Annotated in this window: 18 protein-coding genes; 9 read left to right on the top strand and 9 right to left on the bottom strand. The window is 58.4% G+C overall.

The window, feature by feature from the left end; genetic code table 11:
* Positions 1–126: 126 nt before the first annotated feature.
* Positions 127–849 carry a hypothetical protein gene (locus KJS47_RS11110; RefSeq protein WP_213525129.1) on the top strand — a complete coding sequence of 241 codons (723 nt, stop codon included), beginning with the start codon at positions 127–129 and terminating at the stop codon, positions 847–849.
* Between the two features lie 10 nt (positions 850–859).
* Positions 860–1135, top strand: coding sequence for a hypothetical protein (locus KJS47_RS11105; RefSeq protein WP_213525128.1), 276 nt, complete (start codon positions 860–862; stop codon positions 1133–1135).
* Positions 1136–1146: 11 nt separating this feature from the next.
* Here the strand turns inward: KJS47_RS11105 and KJS47_RS11100 are convergent, their stop codons facing one another.
* From KJS47_RS11100 to KJS47_RS11080, 5 genes are all read right to left on the bottom strand, one after another.
* On the bottom strand, positions 1147–1467 hold the full coding sequence (locus KJS47_RS11100) for a hypothetical protein (protein ID WP_249716309.1): 321 nt from the start codon (positions 1465–1467) through the stop codon (positions 1147–1149).
* Between the two features lie 174 nt (positions 1468–1641).
* The gene (locus tag KJS47_RS11095; protein WP_213525127.1) at positions 1642–1959 is read right to left on the bottom strand and encodes a thioredoxin family protein; all 318 of its coding nucleotides are present in this window, start codon (positions 1957–1959) and stop codon (positions 1642–1644) included.
* 49 nt (positions 1960–2008) lie between these two features.
* The gene (locus KJS47_RS11090; protein ID WP_213525126.1) at positions 2009–4447 is read right to left on the bottom strand and encodes a heavy metal translocating P-type ATPase; all 2439 of its coding nucleotides are present in this window, start codon (positions 4445–4447) and stop codon (positions 2009–2011) included.
* Between the two features lie 35 nt (positions 4448–4482).
* Positions 4483–4683 (bottom strand): copper ion binding protein, encoded by a 201-nt coding sequence (locus tag KJS47_RS11085; RefSeq protein WP_213525125.1) that lies wholly within the window; start codon positions 4681–4683, stop codon positions 4483–4485.
* A 416-nt stretch (positions 4684–5099) separates the two neighbouring features.
* The gene (locus KJS47_RS11080) at positions 5100–5408 is read right to left on the bottom strand and encodes a winged helix-turn-helix transcriptional regulator (protein WP_283772073.1); all 309 of its coding nucleotides are present in this window, start codon (positions 5406–5408) and stop codon (positions 5100–5102) included.
* A gap of 294 nt (positions 5409–5702) precedes the next feature.
* Between KJS47_RS11080 and KJS47_RS11075 the strand changes: the two genes are divergently transcribed.
* The 3 genes from KJS47_RS11075 to KJS47_RS11065 are packed head-to-tail and all read left to right on the top strand — an operon-like array spanning position 5703 to position 8258.
* A complete protein-coding gene (locus tag KJS47_RS11075) occupies positions 5703–6554 on the top strand; it encodes a VOC family protein (RefSeq protein WP_213525124.1) in 852 nt (283 codons plus the stop codon).
* A gap of 13 nt (positions 6555–6567) precedes the next feature.
* The gene (locus tag KJS47_RS11070; protein WP_213525123.1) at positions 6568–7644 is read left to right on the top strand and encodes an LLM class flavin-dependent oxidoreductase; all 1077 of its coding nucleotides are present in this window, start codon (positions 6568–6570) and stop codon (positions 7642–7644) included.
* A 20-nt stretch (positions 7645–7664) separates the two neighbouring features.
* Positions 7665–8258, top strand: coding sequence for an NADPH-dependent FMN reductase (locus tag KJS47_RS11065; protein WP_213525122.1), 594 nt, complete (start codon positions 7665–7667; stop codon positions 8256–8258).
* A 162-nt stretch (positions 8259–8420) separates the two neighbouring features.
* Here the strand turns inward: KJS47_RS11065 and KJS47_RS11060 are convergent, their stop codons facing one another.
* Complete coding sequence (locus KJS47_RS11060; RefSeq protein WP_213525121.1) at positions 8421–9383, bottom strand: acetylxylan esterase; 963 nt, start codon at positions 9381–9383, stop codon at positions 8421–8423.
* Positions 9384–9571: 188 nt separating this feature from the next.
* Here KJS47_RS11060 and asd point away from each other — a divergent pair, with 188 nt between their 5' ends.
* From asd to KJS47_RS11045, 3 genes are all read left to right on the top strand, one after another.
* Complete coding sequence (asd, locus tag KJS47_RS11055; RefSeq protein WP_213525120.1) at positions 9572–10375, top strand: archaetidylserine decarboxylase; 804 nt, start codon at positions 9572–9574, stop codon at positions 10373–10375.
* A gap of 135 nt (positions 10376–10510) precedes the next feature.
* Positions 10511–11764, top strand: coding sequence for an MFS transporter (locus KJS47_RS11050; RefSeq protein WP_213525119.1), 1254 nt, complete (start codon positions 10511–10513; stop codon positions 11762–11764).
* Positions 11765–12118: 354 nt separating this feature from the next.
* A complete protein-coding gene (locus KJS47_RS11045) occupies positions 12119–13480 on the top strand; it encodes an MATE family efflux transporter (RefSeq protein ID WP_213525118.1) in 1362 nt (453 codons plus the stop codon).
* A 187-nt stretch (positions 13481–13667) separates the two neighbouring features.
* Here the strand turns inward: KJS47_RS11045 and KJS47_RS11040 are convergent, their stop codons facing one another.
* The 3 genes from KJS47_RS11040 to KJS47_RS11030 form a co-directional block, all read right to left on the bottom strand.
* Complete coding sequence (locus KJS47_RS11040; protein ID WP_213525116.1) at positions 13668–14165, bottom strand: GNAT family N-acetyltransferase; 498 nt, start codon at positions 14163–14165, stop codon at positions 13668–13670.
* Between the two features lie 84 nt (positions 14166–14249).
* Entirely contained in the window at positions 14250–14705 is a 456-nt protein-coding gene (locus KJS47_RS11035) for a GNAT family N-acetyltransferase (protein WP_213525115.1), read from the bottom strand.
* Between the two features lie 117 nt (positions 14706–14822).
* Complete coding sequence (locus KJS47_RS11030; RefSeq protein WP_213525114.1) at positions 14823–15662, bottom strand: helix-turn-helix transcriptional regulator; 840 nt, start codon at positions 15660–15662, stop codon at positions 14823–14825.
* 142 nt (positions 15663–15804) lie between these two features.
* Between KJS47_RS11030 and fabF the strand changes: the two genes are divergently transcribed.
* Positions 15805–17040 carry a beta-ketoacyl-ACP synthase II gene (gene fabF, locus KJS47_RS11025; protein ID WP_213525113.1) on the top strand — a complete coding sequence of 412 codons (1236 nt, stop codon included), beginning with the start codon at positions 15805–15807 and terminating at the stop codon, positions 17038–17040.
* Positions 17041–17118: the final 78 nt, after the last annotated feature.

Genomic DNA, 17118 nt, shown 5'->3' with positions numbered 1-17118 from the left:
TCCAGGCAACGGAACTAGCCTAGATAATCTTGCAGATAGTTCGTTGCAAAACGTTAATGGGGCCCCTCCATTTGCAAGAGCAAACCGACACACCGTTCAGACATAAATTATGTCAGGAGTGAGTGTATGAGCCCAAGGGAAACGGTCCCGTCGAAAACCGTGTTAGAGTATTTGGTCATGATTAACGAGCAATCCTATTCCGGGATTGGCCGCCAGCTCGGCATTACCCTGCAGCAGTTTTCGGATTGGATCAAAAAGCGGCGGCCGATTCCGCAAGAGCGGCTGCAGGCTTTAGCGACTTATTTTCGGATTGACGGGGCTGTCTTCGCGGATCCTAACCACTTCGCAGCACCCCTGACACCTCTGAAGAAAGTAGAGCTTCATCTGTTGCTGCTGGATCAGAAAGTGGAACAGCTTGAGAAGGAAGGCGCGGAAGAGGAAGACATCGAACCGTATCGAGAGAAGAAGCGGACACTTCTAATAGAAAGGGCTGAGCAGCACCGGCTAGCGAAGCATGCTGCCCTGCTTCAGCAAAACGATGCCCGGATCAACCGCATTGTCGATACGGTGATTCAAGAGCTCGATGCCGGTCGCGCGGAGGCGGAGGATTGGGACTGGGGAGGAACCACGATGAGTACAGCCATTTTCCTGAGCCCGGAGGATACCCGGCTTCTAGGCAAAAATCAAGATGTCCCTTACACGGGAGCCTACATGTTCACGAATAACCGCAACGCTGCCAAAACCGCGTTCGTGCAGCCTTCGGAACAGCCGGCCCAATGGGTGTCCCGTTGCCCGAGAAACATTACAAGCGGTTCGACGGGAGGATACGGCGTACAGCCTCATCTATGATTTGGGGCGAATGCAGCTTCACTTTGCAACGAGCTTATACCCGGACTGGAAGACCGTTCAAGATGGAGCCATCGATTTCTCTCCGGAAGCGGCACCACAGGCTCTGAACCTTCAACAGCCCGCGGTATCCTACGTCCCTTACGACTTGCAATTGAACCACAGCGTTGCGGAGTCATTCTTTCGAGACCCTGGTTTGAGGGAAGCTTTCGGCTGGAGCATCACTGAGGAGATGATTCATTTCTTCGCGGCCATTCCCGAGTACTATTCGGATGCAAAGGATCTCTGAATAGCTCCAAGTCAATCGGAGCCCTTCCCCTCCCGCCCTCTCCAGGAAGATAGCGTCCGCACCACCAGTAGATAAAGCCCGTATACCCCGAGATAGGCACCGGCCAGCAGGAAAACCGGATTCAAGAAGACGGCATGGACGCTTGTCATGAACACGGTTCCGTCCCGCCGGATGTCATACACGGCAAAGGCGGCGATACTCCCGAACGCCCATCCCGCCAGCACGGCGAGCGCATCCAGCCAGCCCCTCGCCCGCGGGACGAAGCGGACAAATGCGGCCAACAGAGCGGCCCGGCAATCGCGCCGAGCGCCAGAAGCAGCTTCATTCGTCATTCCCCCGATCCATTTAAGTAGAATAGTTTACCCGATTAACCGGGCGGCTAACCCGGCTTCGAGCGGTCCGTCCACTCCTCGGCTGCCCGGCTAATCGGAGAAGCGGCGGGCATTCTTTCCGCTTCATTCCACAAAAAAACAGCCCTCCCGCATTCGGAAGGGCTGTAGTCTCTCTTAGGAAAGCTGGTCGATCGCGCTTTGGAGGGTCGGCTTAGGCACGAACCCCGTTACCGTTCCCACGATCTCCCCGTTCCGGTAAAAAAACATGGCGGGCAGGCTCATCACGATCAGCTCGGTGGAGAGGACAGAATCTGTCTCGACATTCAGCTTGACGATCTTCAGCCGATGCTCGTTTTCCTCCGCGAGTTGATCCAGTATAGGGTCGAGCTGTTTGCAGAGCGGACACCAGGGTGCCCAAAACTCCACAAGAACCAAGCCCTCCTGCCCGATTGCCGCCTGCACCGTTTGGTCCGTAACATGCCCCGCCTTCATCTAGTTCCCCTCCTGTCGTATAGTCTTAGTTCCTCTTACGCGCCCGGAATTAGCCCCGGACCTTCACACGCTGCAGCCGGAGCGCATTGAGGACGACGGAGACCGAGCTCAGCGCCATCGCCGCACCTGCGACCCATGGCGCCAGCAGACCGATCGCCGCGATCGGGATGCCGAGCGTGTTGTACCCGAGCGCCCAGAACAAGTTCTGCCGGATGTTGCTCATCGTCTTGCGGCTCATGTAGATCGCGTCCGGGATGCTTGTCAGCTCCCCTCTCATGAGAGTGACATCCGCCGCTTCCATCGCGACGTCCGTGCCAGTGCCGATCGCCATCCCGATGTCCGCCGTCGCGAGGGCCGGCGCATCGTTGATGCCGTCGCCGACCATGGCGACCGTCTTGCCCGCGGCCTGCAGCTTCTTCACTTCCTCGGCTTTGCCTTCCGGAAGCACCTCAGCCAGCACATGGTCGATGCCGACCTGGGCCGCGATCGCTTTCGCCGTCCGCTCGTTGTCGCCCGTAATCATAATGACCTGGATGCCCATCTCCTTCAGGCGGCCGACGGCCTCCTTGGAGGTTTCCTTAATCGTATCCGCTACGGCCACCATGCCGGCGTAGCTGCCGCCAACGGCGGCCAGCATTGCCGTCTTGCCCGCCTCCTCGAGACGTTCCATCGCCTCATAGGCGGGGCTGGCGTTCACGCTGTACTTCTCCATGAGGCGGCGTGTTCCCACCAGCAGCTCTTTGCCTTCGACGACGGCCCGGATGCCGAATCCCGGGATCGCCTCGAACGAATCCGTGCCCGGCAGCTCGATCCCTCTCTCCCGGATGCCCTGCACAATCGCCTCGGCAAGCGGATGCTCGGAGTTCTTCTCCGCAGCGCCGACCAGCCGGAGGAAATCCGCTTCGTCGCCTTCCGCGGCCACATCGGTGAGCTCCGGCTTTCCTTTGGTCACCGTACCGGTTTTATCCAGGATAATCGCGTCGATCTTGTGCGTCTGCTCCAGATGCTCGCCGCCCTTGAAGAGGATGCCCAGCTCGGCTGCGCGTCCCGATCCCGCCATAATCGACGTCGGGGTCGCGAGTCCGAGGGCACAGGGGCAGGCAATGACGAGGACAGCGATCGCCTTCTCCAGCGCCTCGGCAAACTCTCCCGGGACGACGAGGAAATACCAGACGAGGAACGTCACGACCGCGATGCCGACGACGATCGGGACGAAAATGCCCGAGATCACGTCCGCCACCCGCTGAATCGGGGCTTTGGAGCCCTGCGCTTCTTCCACGACTTTAATAATCTGGGCAAGCGCGGTTTCCTTGCCGACCTTGGTCGCCTGAATGCGGAGCATGCCGTTCTTGTTGATTGTCGCGCCGATGACCGTATCGCCGGCCTTCTTCTCGACCGGCAGGCTCTCGCCCGTCAGCATCGACTCGTCAACCGACGATATGCCCTCGAGGACGATGCCGTCAACCGGAACTTTGTCTCCGGGGCGGACCAGCACGATGTCTCCCGTCAGCACTTCCTCTACAGGGACGGTCAGCTCTTGGCCGTCTCGGACGACGAGCGCCGTCTTCGCCTGCAGCCCCATCAGCGACTTGATCGCCTCGGACGTCCGGCCTTTGGCGAGCGCTTCGAACAGCTTCCCCATCAGCACCAGCGTAATCAGCACTGCGCTCGTCTCGTAGTACAGAGAGGGACCGTGATGAGGATCGGCACCGGCTCTTGCCCAGTCGATCGTCAAGTAGAGACTGTAAAAATAGGCGGCCGACGTGCCCAGCGAGACGAGGACATCCATGTTCGCGCTGCCGTTGCGCAGGGCTTTGTACGCGCCGACGTAGAACGGCTTGCCGATATAGAATTGAACGGGCGTCGCCAGCAGAAGCTGGAACCACGGGTTCATGAACAGCTCCGGCGTATAGATCCACGAGGTAAAGGAGAAGTGTCCGACCATCGACCAGAGGAGCGGAAAGGAGAGAATCGCCGATATGAGCAGCTTCCGCTTGTGAGTCCTGAGTTCCCGGGCGCGGTGGTCTTGCGCCCCCTTCCCCTTCTCTTGCTTCAGGAGCGCCCGGTAGCCGAGCCGCTTCACCTTATCCTGGAGCTCGGTTACGGAAACCTCGCCGGGCGAGTACTCGACCCGAGCGGTCTCCAAAGCAAAGTTCACGGTGGCATTGGTGACGCCGGGAACCTTGCTCAGCCCTTTCTCGATCCGGTTCGCACAGGCGGCGCACGTCATTCCCTCCAGCTTGAAGTCGACGGCTTCCTTCGCCGTTCCATAGCCGAGCTTCTGGATGGTTGCCTCGAGGCTATCCATGCCGATCTTGGACGGATCATACGAAACGCTTGCCTTCTCCAGAGCGAAGTTAACGTTCGCGGTGCTTACGCCTTCGAGCTTATTCAGCCCCTTCTCGATCCGGTTCGCGCAGGCGGCGCACGTCATGCCGGTAATCTGAAGCGTCGCCTGCTTGGTTTGGCTTGCTGCGGCTGTTCCCATCCTGCTTCACTCCTTTCGCTTCCCCGATGATAGAATTACAGAACTTCGTATCCTTGTTCTTCGATCGCTTCCCGAATTTGCTCCAGGCTGATGCGGTCCGAGTCGTACGCTACCTCGACCTTGCGTCCGGCGAGGTCGACCCGCCCAGCGGCGCCCAGCTCCTTTAATGCGCCTTCGATTCCGTTCACACAGTGCTGGCAGCTCATTCCTTCTACTTGCAGTGTTGCTTGCTTCATGGCTTCTCATCCTTTTCTCTAGGAATTTGGCGGCGGGCCGAATAGTTGCGGAGGCCAATTGCTCTTCTTAATTTGTAGTATACCCCCGTACCCTATATTTCGTCAACCCTTCTTTTGTCTTTTTTCCCCCAATTACAGAACGATTTCTTTCGGTGCACTGTTGTTCTAGCCGAAAGCGCAAGGCTGCCGCCACTCTCTCGTAGACTTCATGGCGGATGCTCCCGCGTCTCGATGCCCTCCCCTTCCGAACCAGCAATAGTTAGCTGCCCCGTTCAGACGTTTCGCCGATAGCGGTATTCTCCTTGCGGAGGTTCCGACAAGATGCCCCCTGGGCCTACCTTCCGGTGCAATGAAAAAGCAGCCTATCCAATAAAAAGGAGGCTGCTTTGTATGCAAGCAAACTATTGAGCGATGAATTATGCCTCTAGCCAGCTTTGGGACCAATGTTCGATATCCCGCAATATGGATTCGAAAGCTAACCCTTTCTCGGTTAGGGAATACTCAATCCGTACAGGAGTTTCGGGATAAATGTTTCGCTCCACAATTCCTTCATTCTCCAAATCCTTCAACCTCTCGGAAAGAACCTTGCCGCTCACTCCGATCGCAGCTTCTATATGACAAAACCGCTGTGGACCGGATAACAGCTGATAAATAATCAGCCCAATCCATCTTTGGCTTAATAAATTCATGGCTTTTTCAAACCTCGGGCAAATCGTTTTATCCAATTCCCACCACCCCTTCCTTCCTTCTTCTATTATAGCACCCTATAAAGGTAATCGCATTACTTTTTAATAAATACAAACTTGACGTAAATGACTTTAATAAATATAATAGGTTACATAAAGTAACTGACTGATGAAAGGATCTTGCCATTCGAATGATTCGGTTAGAAAAAATTTATAATAAAAAAGGCTTAAGAAAAGACGCTCCCGGTTTGGCATTTAGGGAAAACTTAGGTGTTACATTGCGAATATGGGGGCTTTTCTAAAGTTAGAGCTCACTAGAAAGGGGGATGCATCATGAGTTTTCACCGTAAGCCCAACACTTATGTCGGGCAAGTGAACCTTAAGGTTCAAAACCTGGAACGTGCTTTGAAGTTTTATCAGGATATCATTGGCTTCCAGGTTCTGGAGCAAACAGAACAAACAGCTAACCTGACTGCAGATGGAAAAAAGGTTCTGTTATCCATCGAACAACCGGATTCCGTTGTCCCCATGCAGGGAAGAACGACGGGACTGTACCATTTCGCCCTTCTCCTTCCGACACGTTCCGATCTGGCTCAAATTGTTCAGCATTTGGCCAATAGTGGACAACGGTTCGGCTCTTCCGATCATTTAGTCAGCGAAGCTCTGTACTTGTCAGATCCCGATGGAAACGGAATTGAAATTTATAGGGATCGCGATCCTTCGGAATGGGAATGGAAGAATGGCGAAGTGAAAATGACAGTTGACCCCTTGGATTTTCGGGATCTTCTTTCGGGAATAAACCAGCAGCAGGAATGGAAGGGGCTGCCGGCTGATACAGTGATGGGGCATATCCATCTGCATGTTTCGGAATTAGCAAAGACAGAAGAGTTTTATTGCAAGGGGCTTGGCTTCGAAGTTGTAAACCGGTTCGGAGCACAGGCGCTTTTTATTTCCACTGGAAACTACCATCACCACATTGGTTTGAATACGTGGAACGGTGTAGGGGCACCCAAGCCGCCTGAAAACAGCGTCGGTCTCCAATCGTTTACATTACTATATCCCGATGCGGCGGCACGTGATCGCGCTGTCGCCAATTTGCAGAGCATAGGTGCATCCGTCGCAGAAGGACATGGTGGTTATACTACAAGCGATCCATCCGGCAATCGAATTCTCTTGCTGGTTTAACCGGAGGTTCTTCATGGGAAGGGGGGAACGATTTATTCATTCAGGAATAGAAATTGGCCTATACACGCTTGCAGATATAGGATCGGATCCTCACACCGGAGAAACGATAAGCGCCCGACAAAGGGTGAAAGAAATAATGGAAGCTGCAAAGCTTGCCGATGAAGCTGGACTTGATGTTTTTGGAGTTGGCGAACACCATCGGTTGGACTACGCCGTGTCAGCCCCTCCGGTTATATTGGCGGCTATCGCCCAGGCCACGCAACGAATCAAACTAACAAGTACAACAACAGTGCTTAGCACAGTCGATCCCGTTCGTTTGTTCGAGGACTTTGCCACGTTGGATTTGATTTCGGAAGGACGTGCCGAAATAATAGCCGGACGAGGAGCATTTGTGGAATCCTTTCCTCTTTTCGGTTATGACGTGAAGGATTATGACGCTCTTTTTTCTGAACATCTGGATTTGTTAATAAAACTTAACCAGCAAGAGAAAATAACATGGAGCGGTCAATTTCGTCCCCTACTAAGAAATGCTGAAATTGCCCCCCGACCTGTGCAAAGGGAACTACCCGTTTGGGTTGGTGTCGGAGGAACGTTAGAGAGCGCTGCGCGCGCTGGGAGTTTAGGTGTCGGCATGGCCATAGCGATGCTTGGCGGCGATCCGATCCGGTTTATGCCCTTGGTTGAAGCATACAGACAATCTGGCATAAAAGCTGGTCATAAGCCTGAAAACCTGAATATTGGCGTGACAGGTCATGGCTACATTTCAAAGACTACCCAGCAAGCAAAGGATGAATTTTATCCTTATTACTCTAATTATTGGTCTTATGTGAATCGTCAACGCGGGATGGCGGGTTATCAAATAACGCGTGCCGATTTTGAACATATGACAAGTCCGGACACTGCCTTATTCGTGGGCAGCCCACAACAGATCATCGAGAAGATTCTTCATCAACACGAATTGTTTGGTCATAAGCGTTTTCTTGCTCAGATCGATATCGGCGGACTGCCGTTTCGTAAGGTTGCTGAAGGAATTGAGTTATTGGCAGCCGAGGTGGCTCCCGTCGTCCGGAAAGAAACAACTAAAATTTAGCGTACAGGTGGTGCGAAGACATGGGATTTATGGACAAACTATTCGGAAGTACAGCCAAGGAGGAGAAAACAATGGAAAAACTGAACATCGGGATTATTTTAGGAAGCACTCGCGAAGGACGTGTGAGCCCACAGGTTGGAGAGTGGGTTAAGGGAATCGCCGATAAACGCGGGGATGCGAATTATGAGCTCGTAGATATTGCCGATTATAAACTGCCTTTCTTCGGCACAACCGATGGTACGGAGCAGGGAATTGGGGACTGGAATCAAAAGCTGGCAGACTTAGACGGGTTTGTGTTCATCGTTCAAGAGTACAACCACAGTATTACGGGAGCACTGAAGAATGCCTTGGATTTTGCGCGAGAAGCATGGAACAACAAGGCGGCAGGAATTGTAAGCTACGGTTCAACAGGCGGTGCTCGTGCGGCGGAACATTTGCGCGGCATCATGGGCGAGTTGATGATTGCAGACGTTCGGGTACACCCAACTCTGTCCTTATTTACAGACTTTGAAAATGGCACTGTGTTCAAACCGCAGGACCTGCATCTTACTAACGTGAACGCCATGCTCGATCAGGTTCTTGCGTGGAGCGGTGCACTGAAAACATTGAGATAAGAACACTAAAAGGATATCGTTCCGCAAGCCATTTCCACTAGTGGAAATGGCTTTTTTGATATCCATACGAAGTGGCCGCTTGGAGCACAGCAAAAAACCGCCCTACTATCGAAGGACGGTTCCGGGTGGAGAGACAAATCCGGCTTCCAGACAGGCTTGTCTCTAAAGATACTCCTCGATGGCCTTCATCACTTCCAGCTCGTGGAAGGGAAGCCCCTCGTGGCCGTAATCGTGATACAGCTTGAGCTCCTTCTCCCCCGCTAGATGGTTGTACGCGGCGAAGCAGGTCGACGGCGGCGTCACGGTGTCCTGAAGCGTGATCGCCATCAGCGTTCTCGCCCGGATGCGGGCCGCATGGTTCATCCCGTCAAAATAGCTGAGCGTCCGGTACACCTGCTCCTCGAGCTCGTGCGTCGGATCCGCACGGCGGAACCAGGTTTTGATCTCGGCATACGGCCCCGCGCTGTGGATCTCGACGGCGCGTCGAAAATCGCACAGGTACGGATACACCGGGAAGGCGAGCTTGATGCGGCTGTCGAGCCCGGCCGCGGCGAGCGTCAGTCCGCCGCCCTGGCTGTTGCCGATGGCCGCGATCCGCCCCGCGTCGATCTCCTCGCGTCCGGCCAGAAAATCGATGGCGCGCAGGCAGTCCAGGTACACCTGCTTATAATAGTAGGTCTCGGGATCCAGAATGCCTAGCGTCATCCAGCCGGTAGCCGAGCCCCTGTCGTAGACGGCCCGGTCCGGCGTGCGGCCGCCCTGGCCGCGCACGTCCACCGCGAAGACCGCCGTGCCCGTCGAGGCGAGGCCCAGGTATTCGTTCGGCCAGCCCGCGTCCCCGCTGTAGCCGTGGTACCGGACGACAGCCCGCATTGGCCGCTTGGCCAGCGCTTCGCCCGGCACCAGGTACCAGCCGTGGACGGGCGTGCCGTCCGCTCCGTCGAACCAGACGTCGTACAGCTCGAACGCTTTGGCCGGGAAGTCGGCCCGGGTCACGCGGGCGTTCAGCGGAACGGCGGCCGACTGCTGCTTGGCCCGGTCCCAGAACTGGTCAAAATCGATGGCGGCGGTCAGATCCGGCTTGTAGCCGCGGAGCGCCGCAAGTGGCATATCTACTAATGGCATAGTTGGTATTCCCCGCTTTCCTGCGTTAAATAAAGGCATCTGCTACTGAATCTACTACAGTTCGACTCGTTCGTAAATATGAAGAAGGAAGCGTTTGCCACGCCGATCGGTTATTGCGCGAAAGCCCCTTCTGTGTCAAGATAGTCGAAGAACGAGCATCCATCCTACGAAAACAGGTGAATCGAGTTATGGCAAAGCCACTCTTCCGGCTTATGACAGAATTATCATCGCGCAAGACGATCTCCAGGATCACCGGAGGGTTCGCCAAATCCAGGCTGAGCCGGTCGCTGATTCCGTGGTTCGCGCGCACCTACCAGATCCGATTGGAAGATGCGGAAAAGCCGCACACCGAATATATGTCGCTTAACGATTTTTTTACCCGCCGGCTAAAGCCGGGGCTGCGCCCGGTCGACCCGACCCCGTCCTCCCTCATCAGTCCGGTGGACGCCCTCATTACGGGCATGGGACCGATCGAAGCGGGCCAGCTGCTGAATATCAAGGGCCAGGACTACACCATTGAGGAACTGCTGAACCGCTCTCCGCGGATGATCAATTACCGGGACGGCTTTTACTTCGTCCTCTATCTGAGCCCGACCGACTATCACCGCATCCACTCTCCCGTCACCGGCACGATTCTGGAGAAGGAGCGCGTCTCGGGCAAGGTCTATCCGGTCAACGAGTTCGGCCTGCGCCATATGAAGCGCGTGCTGAGCCGCAACGAACGGCTCATTACCTATATCCATCACGCCTTCGGGGAGGTGGCTGTCGTCAAGGTCGGTGCCCTCAATGTCAGCAGCATCCGCTATGCGGACCAACTGCCGATGGATCTGACCGCAGGCGACGATCTCGCCTATTTTGAATTCGGCTCGACGGTCGTTCTCCTGACCGAGAACGGCACATTCCGCCCCCGCACCGATCTCGACGTCGGCAGCAAAGTGCAGATGGGTGAGCGGCTCGGCGAGCTGACAGGCAAAGCGAAGGCCGGCAAGTAGACGGCCCCGGCGCCTGCACTGCCGCTTGGCAGTGCAGCTACTGGCAACGCGAATCCGGTACGCCGTCCATAGAGATCCATCCGCAGGCCCCCCAGCGGGGCCTTATCCTTTTCCCGAAGAAAGAAGGAACCCGCCATGAGCAGTACCGCCGCACCGGTTACCGCCGGGCAGCTGAAGCCGAATCCCGCCGGCAAAACGATGTACCGCATCCTGTTCCTGATCGGACTCGTCCATCTGTTCAACGACTCGATCCAATCGGTGTTTCAGTCCATCAGCCTCCTCCTCCAAGAGGAGATGCACTTGTCGTTCACCCAGATCGGCTTCATTACGTTCGTCCTGAATTTCACCGCGTCGATCATGCAGCCGATGGTCGGCATCTATACCGACCGCAAGCCGTCGCCCTACCTGCTGCCTCTCGGTATGGCCTTCACGTTCACCGGCATGCTCGTGCTGGCGTTCGCGTCCTCCTATGGCATGGTCCTGCTGTCCGTATTCTTCGTGGGCATCGGGTCGGCGGTCTTCCACCCCGAAGGCTCCCGCGTCTCCTATATGGCGGCGGGCCCGCGGCGCGGCCTCGCCCAGTCGATCTTTCAGGTCGGCGGCAACGCCGGGCAGGCGCTGGCGCCGCTGATGGCGATCTTCATCTTCTACAAGCTCGGCCTGTTCGGCTCGATCTGGTTCACGCTCGTCGCCGCCGCCGCCATCCTCGTGCAGCTCTATATCGCCGGCTGGTACCGGCAGAGCCTGGCGCTCCGGGTCAAGAAACAGGGAAGCGGCATGCGGAAGGTCATGAGCGCCGAACGGCGCAAGCAGATCCGGTCGGCAATTCTGCTTCTCGTCGTGCTCGTATTCGTCCGCTCTTGGTACCACGCTAGCATCTCGAACTATTTCGCCTACTATGCGATGGACAAATTCGGCATCACCAAGGATATCTCCCAGTACTTTATCTTCCTGTTCCTGGCGGCCGGTGCGGCAGGTACGTTCGTGGGCGGCCCTCTCGCCGACCGGTTTGGCCGGCGGAACGTCCTGTTTCTGTCGATCGCAGGCACAGCCCCGTTCGCGCTCGTCCTGCCGTACGCCGGCCAGACGCTCGCCTACGCGCTGCTGACGATCATCGGCTTCATCCTGCTGTCGAGCTTCTCCGTCTCCGTCGTCTACGCCCAAGAGCTTGTCCCCGGCAAAGTCGGCACCGTCTCCGGTCTCATTACCGGGCTTGCCTTCGGCATGGGCGCACTTGGCGCCGTCGGCATCGGCAAGCTCATCGACTTGACGTCGATCGGCCTCATCATGCGCCTATGCGGCTTTCTGCCGCTGCTCGGGCTGCTGACGCTCAAGCTCCCGAGCGACCGGACGCTGATCGCCTGGCAGAGCGAAGACCGAGAGAGCTGATGACGATAACGCTGGCTCTCGGCGTACGAATAGACAACCCCCTTTTCCGGCAGCAGCTGGAATAGGGGGTTGTTCGCGTTACTGCCTGCCGAACCATCCTGTCTTATCGATTATGGGACAGGTTACTCTCCTCAGACTCGTCACTGGCAATTGCCCATAATAAGGTATGTATGGAGCCAAAGGAACATCACATGGCAGCGCGTCGTTCAGCTGCGCTTTGCGACGAGACCGGTAACGGGGACGGTCCCCCTGCTGTCCGGCGCTGGAAACGACCGGCCAAGCCAAACCGGAACGAATTGTGATATGATAGGCGGATAACCCTAACATCGTATGGAAAGTGAAGGAATTCCAGCTATGCATCAAACGACTACGCTCGCCGGCAAGCTCCGGCTCTTACTCGTCATTTTGCTCCCAATTCTCGTTACCCAGCTCTCCATGTACGCCATGACGTTCTTCGATACGTTCATGTCCGGACATGCGAGTCCCGCCGATCTGGCCGGCGTCGCTATTGGCTCCAGCCTCTGGGTGCCGGTGCAGACCGGCCTCTCCGGCATTCTGTTCGCCATCACGCCGGTTGTGGCTCAGCTGATGGGCCAGCAGCGGCGTGACAAGGTCAGCTTCACGCTCGTGCAGGCACTCTATCTCGCGGCCGCTCTCTCGGTCGTCATTATCGCGGCGATGCTCCTCTGCGTCGGCCCCGTGCTGGACCGGATGAGCCTGGAGCCGGCGGTCCGCTCGACGGCGCACGGCTTCCTGCTCGCCCTCTCCGCGGGCATTCTGCCGCTCTTCGTCTACACCGTGCTGCGCGGCTTCATCGACGCGCTCGGCCAGACACGCGTCTCCATGTTCATTACCATCCTGGCGCTGCCGGTGAACGGCCTCTTGAACTACCTGTTCATCTTCGGCAATTGGGGCTTTCCCCGGCTTGGCGGCGTCGGTGCGGGCGTCGCCTCGGCTATCACCTACTGGTTCATCTGCCTGGTCGCTCTGCTCGTCGTGGCCAAGGTGGACCCGTTCAGCCGCTATTCCTTCTGGCGCCGCCGGTACGGCGTCTCGCGCCAAGCATGGGGCGAGCTGCTGCGCATCGGCGTCCCGATCGGATTCGCGATCTTCTTCGAGACCAGCATCTTCGCCGCAGTCACGCTGCTCATGAGTGAATATGACACGTTCACGATTGCGGCGCACCAGTCCGCGATCAATTTCGCCTCCTTCCTGTACATGGTGCCGCTCAGCATCTCGATGGTGCTGACGATCCTCGTCGGCTACGAGGCGGGAGCGGGAAGGCTCCGGGACGCCAAGCAGTACAGCTATCTCGGGCTCGCGGGAGCCGTCGGCATGGCCGCTCTCTGCGCCCTGCTCATCCTCACGATGAACGATCAGGTGGCGGCGCTGTATACCAGAGAGCCGGCCGTCGCGGCGCTGACCAAGCAGTTCCTGCTGTTTGCAATTTTCTTCCAGCTGTCGGATGCGCTCGCGGCTCCCATCCAAGGAGCGCTTCGGGGCTACAAGGACGTCAACGTGACGCTCATCGTTGCCCTCGTCTCGTATTGGGTCGTCGGTCTGCCGAGCGGCTACCTGCTCTCCCATCTGACCGACCTCGGTCCCTTCGGCTATTGGATCGGCCTCATTACGGGGCTCGCTGCCGGCGCCGTCGGCCTGTACGCGCGTCTGCTGCACGTGCAGCGCAAGCGGAGCCTGCTGCCCGCGGCCGAATGACAGGGATAAAGGAGCCGTCCGGTTCGTTCCGTCTCCCCGCCCCATGCGGGAGCATCAAAAAAGGACCTTCGTTCCTTAAGGAACGAAGGTCCTTTTTGTTTGGGTACCGGCCTGTCCAAGGGCGAATAGCCCATCGTCTGTTTCCTAGTCTTCTCTCAGCCCTGGCCTCCATGCCAGACGGCCGCTGTTAAGAATCGCCTAGAACCAGCTGATAGAAGCTCACGTCCTGCCAGGCGCCGAATTTGAAGCCGACCTCCGGGAACGTCCCGACGTGACGGAAGCCGAATTTCTCGTGCAGCCGGATGCTCGCGGTATTGCCTCCGGTAATGCCGGCCAGCACCGCATGGTGTCCGAGTGCGCGCGCCCGCACGAGCAGCTCCTCCAGCAGCCTCGCACCGATGCCCTGGCCGAAAAAAGCCGGGTCGATGTAAACCGAATTCTCTACGGTGCGGGCATAGGCTGGCTTGGACCGAAAGGGTGACAGCGAGCCGTAGCCGGCCACCTGACCGTCCAGCTCGGCCACGATCAGCGGATGGACGCCCCCGTAATGGGAAAACCACTCCTCCCGCTCCTCGAGTGTCTGCTCCTCCAGATCGAAGGTGGCCGTCGTATGGACAATGGCATAGTTGTAGATAGCGAGCAGCGCAGGGAGGTCCTCCTGCGCCGCTTCTCGTATGGTCAGCATGGGACGCGCTCCTTTTCGTACGGATCTCCCTTTATTTTAATACGAGGGACAGCCCCAGCACACGGTTTTTTTGCCCGGCTCCCGTTACAGATCCTGGGACAAGCGCACCATATCCCGCAGCCGCATGCCGTTCTCGTAGATCGGCTCGGCGTAATGCCGGACGAAGAAATCCCGGTCGATCCCCGTCATGCGGAACCCGCACTTCTGGTAGAGCGCGAGCTGTGCGACGCCGGTGCTGCCCGTACCCACCTCGATTGTCCGGAAGCCCGCCTCCGCGGCGGTCCGGACCGCATGCTGGACGAGCCGCTTGCCGATGCCCCGGCCGTGGAGCGGCTCCGCTACCGCCACGTTCACCAGCTCGACGGTCTCCGGGCGGGTCGGGAGGAGGACGTACACACCAACCGTCACCCCATCCTCACTCTCCGCCAAATAGCACATTCCCCGCTCGAGATACTCAAGCACGAGCGGCTCGGACGGGTCGGCGAGCAGCAGCAGCTCCATCGGCGGCCGCTCTCCTTCGGTCCGTCTTCGTATGTTCATTCCTTCCATTCCTCTCTCCTCATCCTTTCCGTTTCCTCTCTTTCCTTCGGTGCCCGTCCTTTCTGCCGGCAGCCATTCCTGTTCAAGCGGCCCCGAAAAAACGGCCAGACAAACAAGCTACCGCTCCAGCAGCCGTTTGAGCTTGCGCTCGGTGTCCGTGTCCGGAGCCGGTGTATAGATGCTGCACCGCAGATCGGCGCCCCCCTGCACCTGCAGCGAAGTGAGGTGAAAATGCATCTTGCCCGCCTTCGCATGGCGGAATTCCAGCAGCACCTCCGGCGCCGTGCTCACCTCGCTGCTCTCCCACAACCGAAGGAAGGCGGGATCCGTCTCCTTCATCTCCGCGAGAAACGCCTCGTACCATTCGTCCTCCACATACTGCCCGTAATATGCACGGAAGATGGCGAGAAAGCCCCGTACGAACTGGTCCCAATTCCCCGCGAGCCTCCGGAATTCCTGCCGCGTGAACAGCAGGCGGATCATGTTCCGCTCCCCCGGCTCCAGCCGATCGAAGTCGAGAAAGACATGGGAGGCGGCCTCGTTCCAGCCGACGATCTGGCACCGGCGGTCCGAGATGATCGTCGGGCAGGAGCGGAGCTCCTCCAAAATTTTGGCCAGCGACGGGCTAATGACCGGCTGCTCCTCTCCGGCCGGCCGCAGGCTTCCCGCCGGCGAATCGAGCGCCAGCGAGAACAGATACTTCCGCTCGTCGACCGTCAGCCGGAGCGCCGACGCGATGCTGTCCAGCACCGAGGAGGACATCCGGATGTCCCGGCCCTGCTCCAGCCACGTATACCACGTCGTGCTGACGCCCGCCAGCTGGGCCACCTCCTCCCGGCGCAGCCCTGGCGTCCGCCGGCGCGTGCCCTCCGGCAGCCCGACCGCATCCGGCGTCAGCTTGGCCCGCTGCATCTTCAGAAACTCCGACAGCACCTGCAGTCTCATCTCCTTGTTCAACGCCCGCGTCCCCTCTTCCTTCCTTAAGCTAGTAGTCTTGATACCAGTATAAACTATAACTTGTACTAGGATAACGGGTGTGACAAACTAATCTCCAGTTAGAGCTTTGTGCCTCTACCGAACATGAAGGAGGATGAGAGAGATGGAACGTGTTGTGGTAACGGGAATGGGTGTCGTCACTCCTCTCGGAGAGGACGTCGGCCGGTTTTGGAGCGGGCTGCGCGCGGGGGAATCGGGCATTACCTCCCTGGAGGGAAGTGAGGCCGGACCCCGGATTCGCATAGCGGGCAAAGTCCGGGATTTCGACGGCGAGGGCCGATTCGGCCGGAAGGAAGCTCGGCGGATGGACCGGTTCTGCCAGTTCGCGCTCGCGGCGGCAGAGGAAGCGTACGCGGCGGCGGGCCTCCGGGAGGAACATGTCGCCGGAGAACGCGCGGCCGTCTATGTCGGCTCCGGCGTCGGCGGTCTGGGCACGCTGCTCGCCCAGGCGGACCTCCTGCGGGAGAGGGGACCCGAGCGGGTCAGCCCGCTGCTCGTACCGATGATGATCCCGAACATGGCCGCGGCGATGATCAGCATGCGGTACGGCATCACCGGGCCGACGCTCGCGCCGGTCACCGCCTGCTCGATCGGCAACACGGCGATCGGGGAGGCGAGCCGTCTCATCCGGCACGGCGGCGCGGATGTGGTCTTCGCCGGCGGCGCCGAGGCGGCGATCCACGAGCTGTCCCTCGCCAGCTTCGGCAACGCGACGGCGCTGTCCGCCCGCACCGGCGAGCCGGCCCGGGCGAGCCGGCCGTTCGACGCCGGGCGCGACGGCTTCGTCATGGCAGAGGGAGCCGGCATCGTCGTGCTCGAGTCGCTCCGCCACGCCAAACGGCGGCAGGCCCCGATATACGCCGAGGTGATCGGCTACGGCGCCAGCTCGGACGCGTACCATATGGTCGCCACCCATCCGGAGGGCCGGGGAGCGGCGCAGGCGATGAGGCTCGCCCTGCAGGACGCCCGGATTCGTCCGGACGAAGTGGACGTGGTGAGCGCGCATGCGACGAGCACCGGGATCGGCGATCTCTCCGAAACCGCCGCGATCAAGCAGGTGTTCGGCGAGGACGCCTACCGGGTCCCCGTCACCGCCAACAAGTCGATGACCGGCCATCTGCTCGGCGCCGCCAGCGCTGTCGAGGCGGTCGCTCTGGTCAAAAGCCTGCAGGAAGGGATCATTCCGCCGACGATCAATCTCGACGACCCCGACCCCGCATGCGATCTTGATTACGTGCCCCATACGGCGCGCGAAGCGTCCATGCGGATCGGCATCTCCAACTCCTTCGGCTTCGGCGGGCACAATGCCGTCCTCGTCCTGAAACGATTCGAATCTTAATACCAGTACCGAGACTTGTCAACAGCCGGGCGGCGCCGCCCGGCTGTTTTTGGTTTCCGGATAAGGATGATCGGCCCC

The organism is Paenibacillus sp. J31TS4, assembly GCF_018403265.1.
Lineage (GTDB): Bacteria > Bacillota > Bacilli > Paenibacillales > NBRC-103111 > J31TS4.
The sequence above is the reverse complement of the archived record's forward strand: the minus strand, read 5'-3'. Positions and strand labels throughout refer to the sequence as shown.